The following is a 19,516-nucleotide window of genomic DNA, read 5'->3' as shown; positions in this document are numbered from 1 at the left end:
AGGCTCCGATCGAAAGAATATCGTATACTTTATGATCGGGCCGGGCCTGTCCAGGCCCTCACTCAGCCGCCAGCACCGGCGGTGTCCAGCCGCGGCCCGGAATGCTGTCCAGCAGCTGTCGCGTGTATTCATGCTGCGGGTTGCCGAAGACCTCGGCGGTCGGGCCCTGTTCCACGATGGCGCCCCGCCGCATCACGGCGATGCGGTCGCAGACCTGGGCGGCCACGCGAAGGTCGTGGGTGATGAACAGCATGGTCAGCCCCAGCCGGGCGCGGATATCGGCCAGCAGGGCCAGCACCTGCGCCTGCACCGACACATCCAGTGCCGAGACCGGCTCATCCGCGATCAGCAATTCGGGTTCCATGGCCAGGGCGCGGGCGATGCCGATGCGCTGGCGCTGGCCGCCGCTGAACTCATGCGGGAAACGCTCCATCGCGCCGGCATCCAGCTGCACCAGCGAAAGCAATTCCCGCGCGCGGGCCAGGGCCTCGGCGCGCGGCGTGCCGTGGGTGATGGGCCCCTCGGCGATGATGTCGCCCACCTTGCGGCGGGGGTTCAGCGATGCGAAGGGGTCCTGAAACACCATCTGGATCCGCTTGCGATAGGGCTTCCAGGCCCCGCGCGACAGCGGGCGCAGATCGGCGCCCTCGAACACGATCTCTCCCTTTTCGGGCTGCACCAGCTTCACCACGCAGCGCGCCAAGGTGGATTTTCCGGACCCGGATTCCCCGACGAGACCCAGCGTCTCGCCCTTGCGCAGCACGAAATCGGCGTCGTGCACGGCACGCACCACGGGCTTGGGGCCGAACCAGCCGCCGGGGCGGCGATAGGTCTTTTCGATGCCCTTGGCCTGCAGCACCAGGGGCGCGGTGCTGGGCGGCGTCATCATGGCGCCGCCATGCGGCACGGCGGCGATCAGCCCCTGGGTGTAGGGGTGCTGCGGGTTATTGAGCACCTCCGCCGCCGGCCCCTGTTCCACGATGCGGCCCTTCTGCATCACGGCCACCCGGTCCGCGATTTCCGCCACCACGCCGAAATCATGGGTGATGAACATCACCCCGGTGCCGCGCCGGCCCTGGATTTCCCGGATCAGCCGCAGGATCTGCATCTGGGTCGTGACGTCGAGTGCGGTGGTCGGCTCATCCGCGATCAGCAGGGTGGGTTCCAGCGCGAGCGCCATGGCGATCATCACGCGCTGGCGCTGCCCGCCCGAGAGCCGGAACGGGTAGGAGCGGGCGGTCGCGGCCGGGTCGGGCAGGTTCACCGCCGCCAGCAGCTCGATCACCCGGGCTGCGGCATTGCCGCCCACGCCATGCACGCGCATGGCCTCCGCGATCTGCTCACCCACGCGCATCACCGGGTTCAGCGCGGTCATGGGCTCCTGGAAGATCATCGCCAGGCGCTGGCCGCGCAGGCGGCGCATCGCCTCGGGCGACAGGGCCAGCAGGTTCTGGCCCTCGAACATGATCCGCCCCGAGGTCACGGGTAGGCCCTTGGGCAGCAGGCCCATGGTGGCGTTGGCCGTGATGGATTTGCCCGACCCTGACTCGCCCACCACGCACAGGATCTCACCGGGGTTCACCGCCAGGGTGATGCCCTCCACCGCATGGGGGCGGTCGCCGCCCGGCGGCAGCGCGACGGTGAGGTTCTCGACCGAAAGCAGGGTCATGCCGCACCTCCGCGCTTACGGGCGAGACGGGGGTTCAGCGCATCCGACAGCCCCTCCCCGACCAAATTGAGGGCCAGCACCGTGAGGAAGATGGCGAGGCCGGGGAACACGCTCATCCACCAGGCGATGCGGATGACGGAGCGGCCCGACCCGATCAGGAAGCCCCAGGTCATCAGGTTGGGGTCCCCCAAGCCCAGGAAGGACAGCGCGCTTTCCAGCAGGATGGCGCTCGCCACCATCAGCGAGGACAGCACGACGATGGGCGACAGCGCGTTGGGCAATATGTCCGTCACCACGATGGCGAGGCGGGATTTGCCCAGCACCTCGGCCGCCTGGACGAATTCGCGGGAACGCAGGGAGAGGAATTCGGCCCGCACCACGCGCGCCACCGGCGGCCACGACACGACCGCGATGGCGAAGACCACCGACCCGATGGTGGGGGTGAAGATCGCCACCAGCAGGATGGCAAAGACGAAGCTCGGGATGGTCTGGAAGAATTCAGTGAAGCGCATCACCGCATCATCCACCCAGCCCCCCAGATAGCCTGCCAGCGCGCCGAGCGACACGCCGATGGCCAGTGCCGCCACGGTGGAAACCGCGCCCACCATCAGCGAGATGCGAGAGCCATGGGCGATGCCGGCCGCCACGTCGCGGCCCAGGCTGTCCGAGCCCAGCAGCATCCCTTCCTCGCCGGGCGGCATGAAGGGTGCGGTCGCCATGTCCCACGGGCTGCCGGGGAAGATCACATCCGCCAGGGCGGCGACCAGGCAGACCAGCAGCAGGATGACCAGCCCGACCACGGCGCCGCGATTGCGGCTGAAGCGTCTCCAGAAATCCTTCACCCTTCGACCTCCACCCTGGGGTCCACCACGGCGTAGAGAAGGTCCGTCATCAGGTTGAAGCCCACCACCATGACCGAGGTGCAGAAGAAAACGCCGAGCAGCACCGCGTAGTCGCGCGCCAGCAGCGCATCGAAGGCCAACCGGCCGATGCCCGGCCAGGCGAAGACCGTCTCGACCAGGATGGAGCCGCCGACCAGCTGCCCGGCCTGGATGCCGGCGAAGGTGATCACCGGCAGCAGCGCGTTGCGCAGCACATGCCGGCGCACGACCTGTCCCTCGGGCACGCCCTTGGCGCGGGCGGTCTTCACGAAATCCTGGTCGGCTACCTCCAGCATCGTGGCGCGCGTCAGCCGCGCATAGACGGCCAGGTAGAACAGCCCGAGCGTAAGCGCAGGCAGCAGCAGGTGCTGCGCCACGTCCAGCATGGCGGCGATGCCGTACAGTTCCACCCCAACACTGTTCATCCCGAAGCTCGGCAGCCATTCGAGCCAGACGGAAAAGAACAGCACCAGCATCAGCCCCACCCAGAACAGCGGCGTGGCATAGAAGGTGAGGGCGATGACCGTGATGATGGAATCCGCCCATGACCCCACCCGCCGCGCCGCCAGCGTGCCGAGCGTGACCCCGGCCGTGACGGCCAGCACGAAGGCAGCCCCCGTCAGCAGCAGGGTGGCCGGCAGGCGCTGCGCGATCAGCGTCCAGACCGGCAGCTGCTGGCGGTGGCTGAACCCCAGGTCGAGCGTGAGCACGCCTTTCAGATAGATCCAGAGCTGCACATAGAGCGGCTGGTCCAGCCCGAACTGCTGGCGCAGCTGGGCCAGGAACCGCTCATCCGCGGCACCCGACTGCCCGGCGATGACGCTCGCCGGGTCGCCCGGCGCGGCATGGATCAGGAAGAAGTTGCAGACGACGATCGCGAGGATCACGAGCGCCGCCTTCACCCCGCGCCGGAGCAGAAACCCCGGCAGGCGCGACAGTTCCATGCCTCAGCCAGCGATGAACACGTCGTCGAAGGACTTGCTGGGCCCAAGGCCGGTGGTGATGACGTTGTGCACCTTCTTGTCGTGGATGGTGGGGAAGGACAGCTCCGTCAGCCAGATCTGCGGCACCTCGTCGACCAGGATCTTCTGCACGTCGCTGAACAGCCGGGCGCGGTCGGCCGCGGCGGGGGTGGTGCGGGCTTCCTCGAACAGCGCGTCCACGCGCGGGTTGGAATAGCCGCCCGTGTTCGTGAAGGTCACGCGCTGGATGTTGGAGGAGACATAGGTGCGCGCGACACCCAGCGTCGGGTCGCCGAACTGATAGACGAAGTTGATCGTCGTCTCGTATTCCCAATTGCCCACGCGGCGTGCCCAGGAACCGGCATCGGTGCTTTCCAGCTCCAGCGTGATGCCGATCTGGCGCATCGCCTGGCGCAGGTATTCGGAAAGCCGGGTCCAGATCTCGCCGTAGGGCAGGGGGATGTGCTTCAGGCTGAAGCGCGTGCCGTCGGCCTTGCGCGGGAAGCCCGCCGCATCCAGCAGCGCGTTGGCCTCACGCACGTTGAAGGCCGCGATCTTGGCGTTGGCGTCGTAGAAGCGGGTGGTGGAGGCGACGGGGCCGGTCGCGGGCTTGCCCACGCCGAACCACAGCCGGTTGATGATGAAGTTGCGGTCGATCGCCATCGACATCGCCCGGCGCACCCGCGCATCGTCCAGCGGCTTCACGCGGTGGTTCAGCTCGATCCAGGACAGGGGCGAGAAATACTCCCAGCCCTTGGTATCGACCGTCAGGTTCGGGCGGCTGCGCAGCTGCGGGATGTCGAAGGGCTCGATGTCCGAGGCCTGGCTCAGCAGCACCTGCCCGGTTTCCAGCGCCAGGCGGCGGCTCTGGCTGTCGGGGATGATGCGGTAGATGATGGTGTCGAGATAGGGCTGGCCCGGCTTCCAGTAATTCTCGTTGCGGTCCATGCGGATGAAGTTGCCGCGCTGCCATTCGGTGAACTTGAAGGGGCCGGTGCCGATCAGCTGCTGGACGGCGGGGGCGGTGCGATAGTCCTGGCCGTCGAACAGGTGCTTGGCCACGATGGCGCAGGCCGTCGGGTCGAACATCAGCAGGAAGGGCTGGAAGGCCTGCTTCAGCACGATGCGCAGCGTGTGCGGGTCCGTCGCCTCGCAGGTCTCGATCAGGGTGAAGATGGCGCGCGCGCGCGGCGAGAGCTCGACATGGAACTTGGTGATGGAGAACACCGCGTCATCGGCCGTGAAGGGGCGGCCGTCATGCCACTTCACGTTCTCCTCCAGCTTGAAGATGTATTCCTTGCCGTCGGGGCTGATGGTCCAGGATTTGGCCAGCTGCGGCTGCGGCTCCAGCGTGGGGGAGAAGGTGATAAGGCCCTGGAAGATCTTCGGGGCGGCGGCCAGGGTCGGGCCCTGCTGGTTCACGCCGATCTGCAGCACGGGCGGCTCCGGCGTCAGCATCATCTGCAGCGTGCCGCCGCGGCGCGGGGTCACACCCTGGGCCAGCGCCTCGGACACGGTCATCAGCACAGGTGCGGACCCGGCGGCGGCCATCAGGCCACGGCGCGAAACATCCATCGTGAATTCTCCCTGGTTATGCAGGGAGGCTATTCCTCGTTCCGCGCCGTGAACAAGGACTTTGCCGGGGGGCGCGCGAAGGCCGCGGGGCCGCTGCCCAGGAACGCGCCAGCGCGCGGTGCCGCCGCATAAGCCGCGGGCACGCCAAGCGGATTCGCCGCTTGATCAGGCAGAAGGGCGGCGCGCGAAGGCGAGGCCGATGCCGAGGGCGACCATCGCCCCACCCGAGGCCTGGCGCAGGCGGCGGATCAGCCCGGGCCGGGAGGCGGCGCCCTGCCGCAGCCGTGCGGCCAGGAACGCCACCGCGATGTCGGCCCCGGTATTGAACGCGACCGACAGGAAGCCCAGCAGGACGAACCGCGCCGCGACATCACCGCGCGCCGGGTCGAGGAACTGCGGCAGGAAGGCGAGGAAGAAGGCCGCCGTCTTGGGGTTCAGTGCCTCGACCAGCACGCCTTCGCGGAAGGCGCGCCGTGTGCCGACGGAGGAGCCCGTCGGGATTTCCGCCGGCGCCTGCCGCGCGGCGAGCACGGTGCGCAGGCCGATCCAGACCAGATAGGCGGCGCCCAGCAGCTTCAGTGCCGCGAACAGCTCCGCACTGGCAAGGACCAGGGCGGAGACGCCCAGGCTGCCTGCCAGCACATGCACCATGCCGCCGAGGCCGGTGCCCAGGCTGGAGGCGACGCCCTCTGCCCGGCCGCCAGCCAGGCTGCGTGCCGCGACGTAGAAGAGGCCGGGCCCGGGCGTGATCGCCAGCACCAGCGCGGCCGCGAGGAACAGTGCCAGCTGCCCGATCTCGATCATGGTCTCAGCCCATCAGCCGGGCGACCGCCTGGTCGTCCGGGTTCTCGCTGGCCGCCAGCCCAGCGGCGACGCCGGCCCGGTCCGCCTCGCTGCGGTTCTGGCTCAGCTTGCGCTTGCCCTCCAGCCGGGTGATCGGCAGGCGCAGGCCGATGATGCCGCGCAGCTGGGCGCGGATGAAATCGGCCGGCGCGTCCGAGACGGACCAGGGCTGCGCGCGCGGCCCCTCATGCAGCGCGGTCAGGCGCGAGACCACCGAGAGAAGCCGGTCGGCGTCCTCGAAGAGCTCCACCGGCCCATAGGCATGGACAGCGACATAGTTCCAGGTGGGGACCACCTTGTGATGCTCGGCCTTGGATGGATACCAGCTGGGGCTGACATAGCCGTGCGGGCCGGTGAACAGCGCCAGCGCCTCGCCCTGGGGCGGCAGCTTCCATTGCGGGTTGGCGCGCGCGACATGGCCATAAAGCGTGCCGTGCGGGCCCTCCTCGGCCGCCAGGAACAGGGGCAGGGGGGTGGCGACCAGCCCTTCGGGCGTCATGGTCACCAGGTTCGCCAGGCGGGCCTCACGCATCGCCTCGTGCAGCACGGCGTGGTCATCCTCGCGGAAGGCGGGCGGCAGGTACATGGCGTGGCTCCTTGTCCGGCCGTCATAGTGGCGGCAAACTGGACCGGGCTGAACGGCCAGTTTCGACCAAATTGAGAAGGCCAGTCGGCATGGCTGCGGAAGACACCCTCACGCGCCGGATCTGCGAGGCCATCAAGGCGCAGATCGCGCGCGGCAGCCTCCAGGCCGGGGAGCGCGTGCCGTCCAGCCGGTCCCTCGCGTTGGAGTGGGGCGTGTCGCGCACCACTGTCACCGCCGCCTATGAGCAATTGCTGGCTGAGGGCTACCTGATCGGGCGGCCGGGCGCCCGCGCGCGCGTGGCGGAAGGGCTGGGCCGCCTGGCCGCGGCATCGGAACCACGCCGGACGGCCGCGCCCGTCATGCTCTCGGCCTATGGGCGGCGCGTCTCGGGTTTTCCCGCCCCGCTCAGGCATGATGCCCGACTGGTCGCGGATTTCCGCTATGGGGACCTCAGCGCCGATGACTTTCCGCTGCCGGCCTGGCGCAAGGCGGTGGGGGCCGCGCTGCTGCGTCGCCGGCCCCGGCTGCGCTATGGCGACCCGGCGGGCAGCGAGGCATTGCGGCATGCCCTGCAGGGCTATCTGTGGCGGGCGCGCGGGCTGCGCTGCGACGCATCGCAGATCATCATCGTCAACGGCTCCCAGCAGGGGCTCGACCTCTGCGCGCGGCTGCTGCTCGACCCCGACGACCGCGCGGTGATGGAGGAGCCTGGATATCAGCAGGCCCGCCAGGCCTTCCTGGCGGCGGGGGCGGCGCTGCACCCCGCGCCGGTCGACCGCGAGGGCATGGCGACCGAGGGGCTGCCGCCGGCCCGGCTGGCCTATGCCACGCCCTCGCATCAGTTTCCGCTGGGCTGCGTGATGTCCGCCGCCCGCAGGCGCGAACTCCTCGCCTGGGCGGCGCGCCACGGCGCCCATGTGATCGAGGACGACTACGACAGCGAGTACCGCTACGACATCGCCCCGGTGCCGCCGCTCAGGGCGCTCGATGACGGGGAGCGGGTTATCTACCTCGGCACGGTGTCCAAGACGCTCTCGCCCACGCTCAGGCTCGGTTATCTGGTGGTGCCGCCCGCGCTGGCCCATGCCTTCGTCCAGGCCAAGCGGCTGACGGACCGCCACGCGCCGCTGCTGGAACAGGAGGCCCTGGCCGCGCTGATCGAGAGCGGCGCCTATGAGCGCCATGTCCAGCGCGCCCGGCGCCGCAACGGCGAAAGGCGCGCGGCCCTGCTGGAGGCGCTGGCGGGGCTCGGCGCACAGGTGACGGTGGCGGGCGCCGATGCCGGCCTGCATGTGGTGGCCTGGCTGAACGACGTGCCGGCGGAGCGTGAGGCCGCCTTCACCGGGCATGCGCGGTCGATGGGGCTCGGCCTGTATCCCATCGCGCCGCTGCATGCGGGTGGCACGGGGGCTGGGCTCGCCGGCCTGGTGCTGGGCTATGCCGGCCTTGATGTCGGGGCGATCGGGCAGGGCGTGGCGCTGCTGGGCGATTGTCTCGCCGGCTTCCGCTAGGCGGGCGCGCGAAGCTCTGCCAGCAGCAGCCGCAGTGCCGCATCCGGCACCTGGTTGCCGCGCAGCACCAAGCTGATGGGGCGGTTCAGCGCGGGTGCCAGGGGGCGGGCGACCAGATCCGGGTGCGCGACCCGCGCGGCCAGCCCTGGCACGATGGCGCAGCCGAGGCCGGCCGCCACCAGCTCCCGGATCGCGGCGATGCTGTCGAATTCCATCGCAGGGGTGGCGCCGTGGCCGTTCTCCAGGAACCAGCGGTCCACCAGGCTGCGCGTGACGCTGCCGCGCACATGCAGCAGCAGCGGGTGGGCCAGCAGTTCCTCGGCACGCAGGGCATCGGGCATGGCGCCCGCCAGGCCGCGAGGCAGCAGGGCCATCAGCGGGTCGTGGAACAGAAGCTCCGCCACCAGGCTGGTGGGCACGTCCTGCGGCATGGCGGTCACCACGGCCACGTCCAGGCTGCCTTCCATCAGCGCCTGCAACATGGGCGCGGTGTTGCCGGTGCTGACGGCGATCTCAACCCCCGGCATGGCCTGCCGCACGCGGCGTAGGCGCTCCGGCAGGAAGTAGATGCAGGCGGTGGCGCCGGTGCCCAGGCGGATGTGCCCCGTATCGCCCGCGCGGAAACGGGCGCCGGTTTCCTGCAGCCGGGTGATGCTGGCCGCCACCTCGCGCGCGGGCTCCAGCAGGGCCTGGCCGGCGGGGGTGGGTTGCAGCCGCGTGCCGATCTTCTCGAACAGGCGCACGCGCAGCTGGGCCTCAAGCTCCCGCAGCTGCTGGCCCACGGCCGGCTGGGTCAGGCCCAGGTTGCGGGCGGCGGCAGCGATGCTGCCGAGCTCGACGGTGACGAGAAAGGCCCGGATCTGGCGAAGGGTGAGGCCGTGCATGGGTGTTGACTAGCACCCGCCACGGCGCCCCGCACGCCCCCGCCGGGCAGGCGGGCGGCGTTCAGCCGGTGCGTCGCAGCCGGTAGTGGCTGACGCCCCATTCCTGGCCCTCCGCCGCGCCGAACAGGCCTGCCGTCGCCAGCAGGAACAGCCGCCAGCGCCGCCGCCACAGGGCCCAATCGGCACCGTAGGTCTCGCGCAGCACCTGTTCGATCGCCTCGGCATTGGCGTCGTACAGCGCCAGCCAGTCCAGCGCCGTGCGCTCGTAATGCGTGCCGGACCAGCGCCAGTCGGCCTCCAGCACGAAGGGCGCATCGAGATGCCGGATCAGGTTGTGGCTGGGCATGATGCCGCCCGTGAAGAAGTGCTGGGCGATCCAGTCGGCCTTGTCGCCGGTCTCGAAGCGGTAGGGCACGGAGTGATGGCTGAACACATGCAGGAACAGCCGGCCGTCATCCGCCAGCCAGCCATGGATGCGCGCCAGCAGGCCGGGCCAGTTCGACATGTGCTCGAACATCTCCACCGACACCACGCGGTCGAAGCGGTCCGTGGTGGCGAAGTCGTTCATGTCGGCGGTGATCACGGTCAGGTTGGTCAGCCCGCGCGCGGCCGCCTGGGCCTCGATATATGCCCGCTGCGGCGCCGAGTTCGACACCGCCGTGATGCGCGACAGCGGAAAGCGTTCCGCCATCCACAGGCTGAGCGAACCCCAGCCGCAGCCGAGTTCCAGGATGCGATGGCCGTTGCGCAAATCGGCATGGATGGCGGTTTCCGCCAGGGCCAGCTGCTCGGCCGCGGCCAGCGTGGTGGTGGCGGTCGGGTACAGGCAGCAGGAGTATTTGCGCTGCGGACCCAGCATCAGGCCGAAGAATTCGGGCGGCAGTTCGTAATGCTGGGCGTTGGCGTCCTCGGGGAACAGGGCGATCGGGTGTTCGCGCATCGCCTCGGCGAAGGCGAGTTCCGCGCTGGCGGCCCCGTCGCGCAGCTTGCGCGCGGTGCGGTTCACCAGGAAGGAAATGCCGGCGCGGGTCAGGCTGTCCGGCAGGGGCACGCGTTCCACGGCCTGGGTGGCGGCGGCGATGAGGTTCATGGTGCCCTCCGGGGCATGGGCCAGGGAAAGGGGAAGAAGGCGCTGACGCGGCGCCGATAGGCGCGATAGGCATCACCCCGGCTGCGCAGCATCTGCGCCTCCAGCGGCGGAATGCCCGAGACATGGACGAGCAGCACATACATGAAGGCCGGCCCGATGAAGGCGAGCCAGGCGAGCCCGCCGCCCAGCGCGAACAACGGATAGGCGAACCAGTGCAGCCACTCGAAGAAATAGTTTGGATGGCGCGACCAGCCCCATAGCCCGGCATCGCAGACGCGGCCCTTGTTGGCGGGGTCGGTGCGGAAGGCCTGGAGCTGGCGGTCGGCCAAGGCCTCTCCCGCCACGGCCAGGGCGGCGAGGATCAGCGCCAGGGCGTCGGGCCAGCCCAGCGGATGCGGGTTGCGCGCTGCCACCAGCATCGGCACCAGCAGCGGCGCGCCCGCTGCCGCCTGGATCTGCAGAAAGCTGAACATGCGGCGTTGGAAATCGCTGCCCCATTCCTGGCGGAAGCCGGCATAGCGGCTGTCCTCCGGCGCGCCCCGGGTGCGGGCCGCGATGTGCAGGCCCAGGCGCAGGGCCCAGGCGGCGATCAGCCCCGCCACCAGGAAGCGCCGCGCGCCATTCCCGGCCAGCAGGGCCAGGGCTGTGCCCGTGCCGCCCAGCCCGAAGGTCCAGAAGGCATCGACCCAGCCGGCATTGCCCAGCCGCCGCTGCACCTGCCAGGCCAGCGCCATCACCAGCGAGAGCGCGGCCCAGCCGGCGAGCAGCGGGCCGATCATGCGCTGCGGCCCCGGATGAAGCGCAGCACGTCCTCCCGCACCGGGCACAGGAAGCGCAGCGGGCCGGCCATGGCGCCCATGATCTGGACATGGCCGATGGCCTCATAGGTCCGGGTCTCCACCGGAACGCCCGCAGCGCGCAGCCGCGCGGCCAGGTTCTCGGTGTTGCGCGGATAGACGGTGGTGTCGCGGTCGCCGGTGGCCAGGAAGGCGGGCGGCGCCTCGGCGGTGACGAGGTTGATCGGCTGGGTGGCGGGCCAGCCTTGCTCGGGGCCGAAGATCTCACGCAGGCGCTGGCTGGTCAGCGGCAGGAAGTCATAAGGGCCCGCGAGCCCGACGAAGCCCCGCAGGTCGCGCTGCGACAGGCCCCGCGGCGCCAGATAGCGCGGGTTCACCGCCAGCATGGCCGCGATATGCGCGCCCGCCGAATGGCCCATGACGAACAGCCGGGCCGGATCGCCGCCCTGGGCCGTGGCCTCGCGCTTCGCCCAGGCCAGGGCGGTCGCGCCGTCCTCGATGAAGGTCGGGAAGCGCACTTCCGGGAACAGCCGGTAATCGGGGATGACGCAGACCATGCCCTCGGCGGCCATGGCGGCGCCGAGGAAGTGGTACATGGCGCGGTCGCCCGCCTCCCAGCCGCCACCGTAGTAGAACACCACCACAGGCGCCCCGCGTGCATCCATGGGCGCGTAGACGTCCAGCCTGTGGCGCGGCAGCGGGCCATAGGCGATGTCCTTGGCCACCCGCACGCCGGCGCTCGGCGCCACCGCGTTCAGCAGCGTGACGGGCGAGCAGGCCGAGGCGAGCAACGCCCCCAGGCTGGCGAGCAGCGGCCGGCGCATGGGTTCAGACATCGAAGATCGGCTGGATCAGCCGGGCGAGCCAGCTATGCGCGCGCAGCCGGCCGCTGGTGGAGATCAGGCACACGCATTCCCCGTCCACCGGCAGCGCCACGGGGCAGTGGTCCAGCGCCTCGTCGCCCTCGGCGAAGTCGCCCGCGCGGTATTCGCCGGTCTCGTCCTGGAAGGCACCCTTCAGCACGCAGGCCAGCTCCATGCCCGTATGGCCATGGCCGGGCAGGCAGGCGCCGGGCTTCACGCGGATCAGGTCCAGCCGGGCGCCGTCCGCCCCGCGCCGGATCAGCGGCATCAACCGGATGCCGGGGCCGAGCCAGATCCAGCGCCCGGTCGCCAGTTCCTCGATGGTGGAGGGCACGCGCTGCGCCGGGGCCAGCGGTTCCTGCTCATCGAGCCGGGCCAGGGTGCGTTCCAGCGCATCGCCGGCCAGATCAGCGGGCGGGGCATCCTCCAGCAGGGCGCCGCCCAGCGAGACGCCGAGGCGCGCGGCCTCCCGGCAATCGGGGCACAGGGCCAGATGGGTGCGCACCACCATGGCATGGGCCAGGGGAAGGCTGCCCGCGGCATAGGCCAGCAAGGTGGCGTCGGAGGGATGGTTACCGGTCATTGCATGTCATCCAGCAGCTTCCGCAGCCGCATCATGCCCAGGCGCAGCCGTGACTTGACCGTGCCGAGCGGAATGCCGAGCGCGCGTTCGATCTCCGCGTGCGGGCGTTCGTCAAAGAAGGAGAGCCGCAGCACCTCCAGCTGGTCCGCCGGAAGGTGCCGCAGGGCCTGGTGAAGCCGCGCGCCGCGCTCGGCCTCATCCAGTGCCGTATCGGCCACCGGAGGGGCGGAGGTTTCCAGCTGCGCCGGGTCCAGATGGTCCCGCAGGCGGCTGCGCACCTGGTCCCGCCGCGCGGCATCCAGGCGCCGGTTGCGCGCGATGGTGAAGATCCAGCCCGCGACGCCGGTGCTCGCCGGGTCGAACTGCGCGGCCTGGCGCCAGACCGTCAGCATCGTCTCCTGCGCCAGCTCCTCGGCCCCCGCGGAGGGCAGGCCGAGGCGCATGAGATAGGTCTTCAGCCGGGGCGCGAAATGCGCGAACAGCGTCGCGAAGGCCGCGCGATCGGCCTCGGCCGCGACGCGGCACAGCAGGGCCACGGCTTCCTCGGGGGGCAGCGTGTCGCTCACCCCGCGGGAATCCGACCGCCGCTTGGCTTCATGTCGTGTCGCCAGATCAACCATCACCCCCATAACGGCCGGCGGCCGCATTCGGATCACCGCTTGTTCGGGTGATCCAGACCAGCAGGCCGCCCGTTGCTGGACATGATGACGGCATGGAAGGTTCGCATGGGCAAGCAGCGGCGCGTGGCGGTGGTGGGCACCGGCATCTCTGGCATGTCGGCCGCCTGGCTGCTGTCCCATGCCATGGATGTGACGGTCTATGAGCGGGAGAACCGGACCGGCGGCCACAGCCGCACCGTCGATACCCCCGCGGGCGTGCCGGTCGACATGGGCTTCATCGTCTACAACGAGGCGACCTATCCGAACCTGATCGCGCTGTTCCGCCACCTGGGCGTGCCGACCCAGGCGTCGGACATGTCGTTCGCGGTGTCGCTGGACGGCGGCCGGCGCGAGTATGCGGGCACCGACCTGCGCGGCCTGTTCGCGCAGCCCAGCAACCTGTTGAGCCCCCGCTTCTGGGGCATGCTGCGCGATGTGCTGCGCTTCTATCGCCAGGCACCGCTGGACGCGCCAGGGTTGGAGAGCGAGCTGATCAGCCTGGATGAATACCTGGCCAACCAGGGCTTCGGCCCCGGCTTCGTGCAGGACCACCTGCTGCCCATGGCGGCGGCCATCTGGTCGACCCCGGCCGGCGAGGTCGGCGCCTATCCGGCCACCGCCTTCATCCGGTTCTGCGAGAATCACGGCCTGCTGAAGCTGCGCGACCGGCCGGTGTGGCGAACCGTCTCGGGCGGCAGCCGGGAATATGTCCGGCGCCTGACCGCATCCTTCGAGCATTCCATCCGCCGGGGCTGCGGCGCGGAGGCCATCCGCCGCGACGAGGACGGCGTGCTGGTGACCGACAGCAGCGGCGCCACCGAGCGCTATGACGAGGTGGTGATCGCGACCCACGCCCCCCAGGCGCTGGCCATGCTGGAGGACCCCTCGGACAGCGAGGCCGCGCTGCTGGCCGCGCTGCCCACCTCGCCCAACCGTGTCGTGCTGCATCGGGATCAGACGCTGATGCCCCGCCGGGGGCGTGCCTGGGCCAGCTGGAACTATCTGGACCGGCCCGATGGCGGGCTGTCCGTCACCTATTGGATGGACCTGTTGCAGCGGCTTCCGGGGCCGGAGCGGCATTTCGTGACCCTAAACCCGGGCCGCACTCCGCGCGACGTGCTGCATGAGGAGCATTTCGCCCACCCGCAATTCGATGCCGCGGCCATCCGGGCCCAGCGCGCCCTTTGGTCTCTGCAGGGCACGCGGCGCACCTGGTATTGCGGCGCCTGGTTCGGCGCGGGCTTCCACGAGGACGGGCTGCAGGCCGGGCTCGCGGTGGCCGAGCAGCTGGGCAACATGCGCCGCCCCTGGGATGTGGTGCCCGGCAGCTCCCGCATCCACGCGCTGCCCCAGGGCATCCCCGCATGACCGCCTCCGCGATCTATGAGGGCGCGGTGGTGCATTCCCGGCTGCGCCCGGTCAGGCACCGGCTGCGCTATCGCATGCTGAACCTGCTGCTGGACCTGGACGAGATGCCGGGGTTGAGCGACCGGCTGCGGCTGTTCGGGCATAACCGCCGTGCGCTGTTCTCCTTCCATGATCGCGACCATGGCGACGGCAGCGCGGTGCCGCTCGCGCGGCAGATCGACGGCTGGCTGGCCGGGGCAGGGCTGCAGACCGGCGGGCGCATCCTGGCGCTGTGCATGCCCAGGGTGCTCGGCATGGTGTTCAACCCGATCACCGTCTACTTCTGCCACCGCGCGGACGGCACGCTGCAGGCCATGCTGTATGAGGTGAACAACACCTTCGGCCAGCGCCACAGCTATCTGCTGCCGGTGACGGACCAGGGGCCGGACATCCGGCAGCGCTGCGACAAGCGCTTCTACGTCTCGCCCTTCATGGACATGGACCAGTCCTATGCCTTCCGGCTGACGCGGCCGGGCGAGACCGTGGCGCTGGGCGTCGAGGCCCGCGATGCGGGCGGGCCGCTGCTGTTCGCCGCCTTCTCCGGCAGGCGGCGCGACCTGTCCGATGCCGCGCTGCTGCGCAGCTTCCTGGCCCATCCGCTGCTGGCGCTGCGCGTGCTGGCGGGCATCCACTGGGAGGCGCTGAAGCTGTGGCGAAAGGGCATGCGGCTGCGCCCGCGCCCCGCGGCGCCGGCCGATCCGGTCAGCATCGGCCAGGAAGGATCGAAGGCATGAGCGCGGTTCCGGGCAACGGTCTGGCGGCTTTCCCCCGGCGGGTTCTGCCGCTTCTGGGGCTGGCCGCCGCATCACCCGCGCGGGCGGCGCTGCCGGTGCCGCGCGCGAACCTGCTGGCCTTCCGCATCATGCGCAACGGCAGCGCCATCGGCCGGCATGAACTGCGTTTCGAAACCCGGGGCGACGGCCTGCTGGTGCGGATCAACGTGGAGATCGCGGTGGGCATCGGGCCCATCACGCTGTTCCGCTACACCCACCGTGCGACGGAAAGCTGGACCGGCGACCGCGTCACCGCCTTCCAGGCCGAGACGAACGATGATGGCGAGCGGACGACGATCGCCATGCGGGCGGAGGGCGAGGCGCTGCGCGTCGATAGCAGCAAGGCCGGACGCTATCTGGCGCCGGCTGGTGCCACGCCGGCCACGCATTGGAACCGGCACATGCTGGATAACCCCTTCATCAACACACAGACGGGCGAGGTGATGCGACCCGCCATACGCCCGGCCGAAACCGCGCCCCTTCCCTGGAACGGCGCCCGGACGGCCCGCCGCTATGTGATGACGGGCGATGCCGATCTGGAGAGCTGGTACGACGCGACGCCCGCCTGGGTCGGCCTGCGGTTTCGCGGCAGGGATGGGTCCACCATTCAATACGAGGTGACGTGATGGCCGCTTGGCTAAAGATGTATCTCATCTCGGCGGCGGTGATGCTGCCGATCGATGCCGCCTGGCTGAAGCTGTCGGCCGAGCCGCTGTATCGGGCGCGCATCGGTCATCTGATGCGGGCGGAGGGCTTCGGGCTGGCGCCCGCCGTGACCTTCTACTTCCTGTATCTGGCGGGGGTTCTGGTGCTGGCCCAGCTTCCCGCCGCGACCTGGCAGGGAGCGGCATGGCGCGGCGCGGTGCTGGGGCTGGTGGCCTATGGCACCTATGACCTGACGAACCAGGCGACGCTGCGCGATTGGCCGGTGATGGTGACGGTGATCGACCTGGCCTGGGGAACGGTGCTGACCGCGACGGTCGCCGGGCTGGGGCATTGGCTGGGCGACAGATAGTCCGCCTGCCGGGACGCGATCGTGCCGATCCCGCCGCTTACAAGGCACTGATTGTATGGGGAAAGCCCCGTGGCGCACCCGAAGAGATTCGAACTCCTGACCCCCAGATTCGAGAAGCGAAAATCTATACGTCAAGTAGAGCCATCAAATGACAGGAGACGACAAGTGGTTGAATAGGCTGGGAATTTCCGCGATGGCGCCCTTGGAAATATTGCCAGATGTCGCAGATCGCATCCTGAACCATGCCGCCAGCAGCATGAGCCAGGGCGTGAAGGGTGTGTATCAGGTCGACGACTTCGCCGATGAGAGGGCGAAGGCGCTGCAAGCATGGGCCGATCATGTGCTCGGACCGGCAGAGCGACCAGAGGCAGATAGCAGGCGGGCTGCGTTGCCGCCCGAGAGGGCGACGAAGCCGTCAAGCCGAGAGCGATGGCCAGAGCTGGCAACGGGTGGCGTTCGCGAATAGAGCTCTGCCTGCTCCCGCCCCACCGACGACCTCAAACTATCATTTCCCATTCATGCTCTTGTCTCCATGGCTGTCTACAGCCTGTCTAGACAGGCGGGCAAACAGCGTGACGCAGCTTTCGATCGGACAGCTTTCCAAGCGCTTCGGTGCTGTGGATGTTTTACGTGACATCTCCCTGGATGTCCGGCCTGGCGAGTTCGTCAGCCTGCTGGGGCCTTCCGGCTGTGGCAAATCCACCCTGCTGCGCATCCTATCCGGGCTGGAGCAGGCCGATACCGGCAGTATCCGCCTTGGCGTGCGTGAGCTGACCGGCGTCGCGCCCAGCGAGCGCGACATCGCCATGGTGTTCCAGAATTTCGCGCTCTACCCGCAGATGACGGTGCGGGAGAACATCGCCCTGCCGCTGCGGGTGCGGCGGCTGAGCCGTTGGCGGCGGATGCTGCGCCTGGGCGGGGCAGTGGCGGCCGATATCGACGCGGAGGTTGCGGCCATGGCCCGCACGCTGGAGATCGAGCCTCTGCTGGACCGCAAGCCCGCCGCGCTGTCCGGCGGCCAGCGCCAGCGCGTTGCGCTCGGCCGGGCGCTGATCCGCCAGTCCAGCCTGTTGCTGATGGATGAGCCGCTGTCGAGCCTGGACGCCCGGCTGCGGCTGCAGACCCGCGACGAGATCTCGCAGATCCAGCGCCAGTTCGGCATCACCACCGTCTTCGTCACCCACGACCAGGCGGAGGCGATGGCGATTTCCGACCGCATCGCCGTCATGCTGGGCGGCCGCATCGCGCAGTTCGCGGCGCCGGAGGAGATCTACCGTGCCCCGGCCTCGTTGGCGGTGGCGGAGTTCATCGGCACCACCAGGCTGAACCGCTTCGAAACCCGGGTGGACCAGGGCGGCTTCTTGCGCCTGGGCCCGCACGCGCTGCATCGCGTGGCGCCGGAACTGGCGGGGCAGGATGTCACCCTCGCCTGGCGGCCGGAGGCGTTCCGGCTTTCCGGCGACGGCCTGCCGGTTCTGGTGCGCCGGCTGGAAAGCCACGGTGCCGACAGCTTCCTGCATGGTGAATGCCTGGGCCAGCCGCTGGTCGCGCGGCTGGAGCCCGGCCCCGGCCTGACCGCCGGCGAGACGGTGCGTCTGGAACCCCGCCCCGAGGCCACGCTACTGTTCGATGCGGCGGGGCAAAGCCGGCCCCATGCGCCGGCTATGGCGCTTGCCCATGTCTGACCTGGCGCTCGCAGCACCTCTATCGCGCCCGCTGCCCAAGGGCATTCTGCTGGCCGGCCCGGCCGCGCTGCTGATGCTGCTGTTGCAGATCGGGCCGCTTGTGCTGGTGGTCTGCGCCGCCTTCACCGACTGGCAGCTGGGCGGCGAGGCACCGAATTTCGTCGGCCTCGACAATTTCCGCGCCCTGATCGCGGACCATGACTTCCAGGCCTCGGTGCTGGTCACGGCGCGCTACACGCTGATGGTGGTGCCGGGGGCGCTGCTGCTGGGCCTTGGGCTCGCCATGCTGCTGCAAGGCGCGCGGCGTGGGCGGACGGTTTACCAGACCATCTTCTTCCTTCCCTACATCGCCACGCTGGCGGCGATGTCCATCGCCTGGCAGATGCTGCTGCACCCCTCCTTCGGGCCGGTGAACCAAGGCTTGGCGGCGCTCGGCCTGCCGGTCGCGAACTGGCTGCGCGACGAGAACACGGCACTGCCGGTGCTGGCCCTGATCGGCATCTGGCACGAGACCGGCTTTGCCATGGTGTTCTTTCTGGCGGCCCTCACCTCCGTCCCCACTGAGCTGCACGACGCCGCGCGCATCGACGGGTTGGGCGGCGGCTGGGACCGGTTCTGGCTGGTCACGGCGCCGCATATCGCGCCCATCGCCCTGTTCGTGCTGGTGGTGCTGACGGCCCATGCGGTGATGGTGTTCGACACCGTGGCGCTGCTGACTCAGGGCGGGCCGGGCAATGCCACCCGCGTGCTGCTCTTTGTCATCTACCAGGAGGGGTTCTCTTTCTTCCGCACCAATGTGGCGGCGACGGCCACCGTGTTCTTCCTGGCCATCACGCTGACGCTCGGCATGCTCCAATTGCGGCTCGGCCGGCGCGGGGGCGCGGCATGAGCCGGTGGCGCCACCCGCTTCTGATCCTGGCCGCGGCGTTGATGCTGCTGCCCATTCTCTGGGCCGCGCTGGTCTCGACCAGGCCGCAGGACGCCATCATCGGCGCGCGACTGCTGACGATGCCGAGCCTCGATGCCATCGCCGCCAATTACGGCCGCGCCGTCACCGCCTCGCCGCTGTTCGGCTTCATCGGCAACGGCATCGCGGTCTGCTCGCTGATCCTGTTCTTCCAGGTGCTGATCATGGTGCCGGCCGGCTACGCCCTGGCGAAGCTGCGCTTCCCGGGGCGGGAGACGCTGTGGGGCGGCGTGCTGCTGGGGCTGATGGTGCCGGCACCCGTGCTGGCCATGCCTCTGTTCGTCATGGTCGCGATGCTGGGGCTGATGGACAGCCTGCCGGCGCTGGTGCTGCCCTGGGTGGTGTCATCCCTCGGCATCTTCCTGATGCGCCAGTTCTTCCGCCGCGTGCCTGACGAGATCATCGAGGCCGCGCGGCTGGACGGGTTGTCGGAGCTGGAATTGTTGGTGCGCGTGCTGCTGCCGCTGGCGCGGCCCACGCTGGGCGCCTTCGCCATCATCTCGCTGGTGGCGCATTGGAACGAACTTTACTGGCCGTCCATCGTCGTCACCTCCGCCGAGCGGGCCACGCCCCCCTTCGGCGTCATGCTGTTCCAGACGCAGGAGGCAGGGACCGAGTACGGCGCCCTGATGGCCGGCGCGCTGATCATCGCCTTGCCGCTGGTGGCCGCTTTCCTGCTGCTGCAGCGCCGCTTCATCGAGGGGCTGGTGGCCATGAAGTAGCCACCGCCGCCGCCCGCCTTCCTTCCCCGTTTCCCCGGAGATAC

20 protein-coding genes are annotated in these 19,516 nt (G+C 69.8%); 8 read left to right on the top strand and 12 right to left on the bottom strand.

The features are described 5' to 3' along the window. Positions 1 to 58: 58 nt before the first annotated feature. The 6 genes from EOD42_RS19980 to EOD42_RS19955 form a co-directional block, all read right to left on the bottom strand. Positions 59 to 1,669 (bottom strand): ABC transporter ATP-binding protein, encoded by a 1,611-nt coding sequence (locus tag EOD42_RS19980; protein ID WP_127789345.1) that lies wholly within the window; start codon positions 1,667 to 1,669, stop codon positions 59 to 61. Further along, positions 1,666 to 2,511 (bottom strand): ABC transporter permease, encoded by an 846-nt coding sequence (locus tag EOD42_RS19975; RefSeq protein WP_127789344.1) that lies wholly within the window; start codon positions 2,509 to 2,511, stop codon positions 1,666 to 1,668. The genes EOD42_RS19980 and EOD42_RS19975 overlap by 4 nt, the downstream gene beginning before the upstream one ends. After that, positions 2,508 to 3,494 (bottom strand): ABC transporter permease, encoded by a 987-nt coding sequence (locus EOD42_RS19970; RefSeq protein ID WP_206020408.1) that lies wholly within the window; start codon positions 3,492 to 3,494, stop codon positions 2,508 to 2,510. Before EOD42_RS19970 ends, EOD42_RS19975 begins: the two co-directional genes overlap by 4 nt. A gap of 3 nt (positions 3,495 to 3,497) precedes the next feature. Next, positions 3,498 to 5,087, bottom strand: coding sequence for an ABC transporter substrate-binding protein (locus EOD42_RS19965; protein ID WP_240655224.1), 1,590 nt, complete (start codon positions 5,085 to 5,087; stop codon positions 3,498 to 3,500). Between the two features lie 165 nt (positions 5,088 to 5,252). After that, the gene (locus EOD42_RS19960) at positions 5,253 to 5,891 is read right to left on the bottom strand and encodes a LysE family translocator (protein ID WP_127789343.1); all 639 of its coding nucleotides are present in this window, start codon (positions 5,889 to 5,891) and stop codon (positions 5,253 to 5,255) included. Between the two features lie 4 nt (positions 5,892 to 5,895). After that, on the bottom strand, positions 5,896 to 6,516 hold the full coding sequence (locus tag EOD42_RS19955) for an FMN-binding negative transcriptional regulator (RefSeq protein WP_127789342.1): 621 nt from the start codon (positions 6,514 to 6,516) through the stop codon (positions 5,896 to 5,898). A gap of 89 nt (positions 6,517 to 6,605) precedes the next feature. On the opposite strand from EOD42_RS19955, the gene pdxR reads away from it, so the two are divergent. Beyond that, the gene (pdxR, locus tag EOD42_RS19950) at positions 6,606 to 8,027 is read left to right on the top strand and encodes a MocR-like pyridoxine biosynthesis transcription factor PdxR (RefSeq protein WP_127789341.1); all 1,422 of its coding nucleotides are present in this window, start codon (positions 6,606 to 6,608) and stop codon (positions 8,025 to 8,027) included. On the opposite strand, the gene EOD42_RS19945 is transcribed toward pdxR, so the two are convergent. From EOD42_RS19945 to EOD42_RS19920, 6 genes are all read right to left on the bottom strand, one after another. Then, positions 8,024 to 8,911 (bottom strand): LysR family transcriptional regulator, encoded by an 888-nt coding sequence (locus EOD42_RS19945; protein ID WP_127789340.1) that lies wholly within the window; start codon positions 8,909 to 8,911, stop codon positions 8,024 to 8,026. The two genes, pdxR and EOD42_RS19945, sit on opposite strands and share 4 nt — an antisense overlap. Before the next feature lie 61 nt (positions 8,912 to 8,972). After that, positions 8,973 to 10,001, bottom strand: coding sequence for an SAM-dependent methyltransferase (locus EOD42_RS19940; protein WP_127789339.1), 1,029 nt, complete (start codon positions 9,999 to 10,001; stop codon positions 8,973 to 8,975). Then, positions 9,998 to 10,780 carry a DUF1295 domain-containing protein gene (locus EOD42_RS19935; RefSeq protein ID WP_127789338.1) on the bottom strand — a complete coding sequence of 261 codons (783 nt, stop codon included), beginning with the start codon at positions 10,778 to 10,780 and terminating at the stop codon, positions 9,998 to 10,000. Before EOD42_RS19935 ends, EOD42_RS19940 begins: the two co-directional genes overlap by 4 nt. Next, positions 10,777 to 11,622, bottom strand: coding sequence for an alpha/beta hydrolase (locus EOD42_RS19930; RefSeq protein ID WP_206020407.1), 846 nt, complete (start codon positions 11,620 to 11,622; stop codon positions 10,777 to 10,779). Before EOD42_RS19930 ends, EOD42_RS19935 begins: the two co-directional genes overlap by 4 nt. A gap of 4 nt (positions 11,623 to 11,626) precedes the next feature. Then, entirely contained in the window at positions 11,627 to 12,244 is a 618-nt protein-coding gene (locus tag EOD42_RS19925; protein WP_127789336.1) for a ChrR family anti-sigma-E factor, read from the bottom strand. Continuing rightward, a complete protein-coding gene (locus tag EOD42_RS19920) occupies positions 12,241 to 12,810 on the bottom strand; it encodes a sigma-70 family RNA polymerase sigma factor (RefSeq protein WP_240655223.1) in 570 nt (189 codons plus the stop codon). The genes EOD42_RS19925 and EOD42_RS19920 overlap by 4 nt, the downstream gene beginning before the upstream one ends. 159 nt (positions 12,811 to 12,969) lie before the next feature. Between EOD42_RS19920 and EOD42_RS19915 the strand changes: the two genes are divergently transcribed. The 7 genes from EOD42_RS19915 (at position 12,970) to EOD42_RS19885 (ending at position 19,472) form a co-directional block, all read left to right on the top strand. After that, positions 12,970 to 14,271: an NAD(P)/FAD-dependent oxidoreductase gene (locus EOD42_RS19915; protein ID WP_240655222.1), complete on the top strand. Its 1,302-nt coding sequence runs from the start codon at positions 12,970 to 12,972 to the stop codon at positions 14,269 to 14,271. After that, the gene (locus EOD42_RS19910; RefSeq protein ID WP_127789333.1) at positions 14,268 to 15,044 is read left to right on the top strand and encodes a DUF1365 domain-containing protein; all 777 of its coding nucleotides are present in this window, start codon (positions 14,268 to 14,270) and stop codon (positions 15,042 to 15,044) included. Before EOD42_RS19915 ends, EOD42_RS19910 begins: the two co-directional genes overlap by 4 nt. Then, on the top strand, positions 15,041 to 15,709 hold the full coding sequence (locus EOD42_RS19905; protein WP_127789332.1) for a DUF6134 family protein: 669 nt from the start codon (positions 15,041 to 15,043) through the stop codon (positions 15,707 to 15,709). The genes EOD42_RS19910 and EOD42_RS19905 overlap by 4 nt, the downstream gene beginning before the upstream one ends. Further along, the gene (locus EOD42_RS19900; RefSeq protein WP_206020406.1) at positions 15,709 to 16,098 is read left to right on the top strand and encodes a DUF2177 family protein; all 390 of its coding nucleotides are present in this window, start codon (positions 15,709 to 15,711) and stop codon (positions 16,096 to 16,098) included. The genes EOD42_RS19905 and EOD42_RS19900 overlap by 1 nt, the downstream gene beginning before the upstream one ends. 572 nt (positions 16,099 to 16,670) lie before the next feature. Then, a complete protein-coding gene (locus EOD42_RS19895) occupies positions 16,671 to 17,783 on the top strand; it encodes an ABC transporter ATP-binding protein (RefSeq protein WP_127789331.1) in 1,113 nt (370 codons plus the stop codon). Then, on the top strand, positions 17,776 to 18,672 hold the full coding sequence (locus EOD42_RS19890; protein ID WP_127789330.1) for a carbohydrate ABC transporter permease: 897 nt from the start codon (positions 17,776 to 17,778) through the stop codon (positions 18,670 to 18,672). Before EOD42_RS19895 ends, EOD42_RS19890 begins: the two co-directional genes overlap by 8 nt. Further along, entirely contained in the window at positions 18,669 to 19,472 is an 804-nt protein-coding gene (locus tag EOD42_RS19885) for a carbohydrate ABC transporter permease (protein WP_127789329.1), read from the top strand. Before EOD42_RS19890 ends, EOD42_RS19885 begins: the two co-directional genes overlap by 4 nt. Positions 19,473 to 19,516 lie beyond the last annotated feature (44 nt).

The sequence above is a fragment of the Rhodovarius crocodyli genome (assembly GCF_004005855.1).
In the GTDB taxonomy this organism is placed as follows: Bacteria; Pseudomonadota; Alphaproteobacteria; order Acetobacterales; family Acetobacteraceae; genus Rhodovarius; species Rhodovarius crocodyli.
Note: the sequence above shows the minus strand (reverse complement) of the source record. Positions and strands in the feature narration are given on the sequence as shown.

Excerpts from the sequence above, each read along its gene's own strand:
- EOD42_RS19980 (WP_127789345.1), bottom strand. The coding sequence starts at position 1,669 with ATGACCCTGCTTTCGGTCGAGAACCTCACCGTCGCGCTGCCGCCGGGC.
- EOD42_RS19970 (WP_206020408.1), bottom strand. The coding sequence starts at position 3,494 with ATGGAACTGTCGCGCCTGCCGGGGTTTCTGCTCCGGCGCGGGGTGAAG.
- EOD42_RS19965 (WP_240655224.1), bottom strand. The coding sequence starts at position 5,087 with ATGGATGTTTCGCGCCGTGGCCTGATGGCCGCCGCCGGGTCCGCACCT.
- EOD42_RS19960 (WP_127789343.1), bottom strand. The coding sequence starts at position 5,891 with ATGATCGAGATCGGGCAGCTGGCACTGTTCCTCGCGGCCGCGCTGGTG.
- EOD42_RS19955 (WP_127789342.1), bottom strand. The coding sequence starts at position 6,516 with ATGTACCTGCCGCCCGCCTTCCGCGAGGATGACCACGCCGTGCTGCAC.
- pdxR (WP_127789341.1), top strand. The coding sequence starts at position 6,606 with ATGGCTGCGGAAGACACCCTCACGCGCCGGATCTGCGAGGCCATCAAG.
- EOD42_RS19945 (WP_127789340.1), bottom strand. The coding sequence starts at position 8,911 with ATGCACGGCCTCACCCTTCGCCAGATCCGGGCCTTTCTCGTCACCGTC.
- EOD42_RS19940 (WP_127789339.1), bottom strand. The coding sequence starts at position 10,001 with ATGAACCTCATCGCCGCCGCCACCCAGGCCGTGGAACGCGTGCCCCTG.
- EOD42_RS19935 (WP_127789338.1), bottom strand. The coding sequence starts at position 10,780 with ATGATCGGCCCGCTGCTCGCCGGCTGGGCCGCGCTCTCGCTGGTGATG.
- EOD42_RS19930 (WP_206020407.1), bottom strand. The coding sequence starts at position 11,622 with ATGCGCCGGCCGCTGCTCGCCAGCCTGGGGGCGTTGCTCGCCTCGGCC.
- EOD42_RS19925 (WP_127789336.1), bottom strand. The coding sequence starts at position 12,244 with ATGACCGGTAACCATCCCTCCGACGCCACCTTGCTGGCCTATGCCGCG.
- EOD42_RS19915 (WP_240655222.1), top strand. The coding sequence starts at position 12,970 with ATGGGCAAGCAGCGGCGCGTGGCGGTGGTGGGCACCGGCATCTCTGGC.
- EOD42_RS19910 (WP_127789333.1), top strand. The coding sequence starts at position 14,268 with ATGACCGCCTCCGCGATCTATGAGGGCGCGGTGGTGCATTCCCGGCTG.
- EOD42_RS19905 (WP_127789332.1), top strand. The coding sequence starts at position 15,041 with ATGAGCGCGGTTCCGGGCAACGGTCTGGCGGCTTTCCCCCGGCGGGTT.
- EOD42_RS19900 (WP_206020406.1), top strand. The coding sequence starts at position 15,709 with ATGGCCGCTTGGCTAAAGATGTATCTCATCTCGGCGGCGGTGATGCTG.
- EOD42_RS19890 (WP_127789330.1), top strand. The coding sequence starts at position 17,776 with ATGTCTGACCTGGCGCTCGCAGCACCTCTATCGCGCCCGCTGCCCAAG.
- EOD42_RS19885 (WP_127789329.1), top strand. The coding sequence starts at position 18,669 with ATGAGCCGGTGGCGCCACCCGCTTCTGATCCTGGCCGCGGCGTTGATG.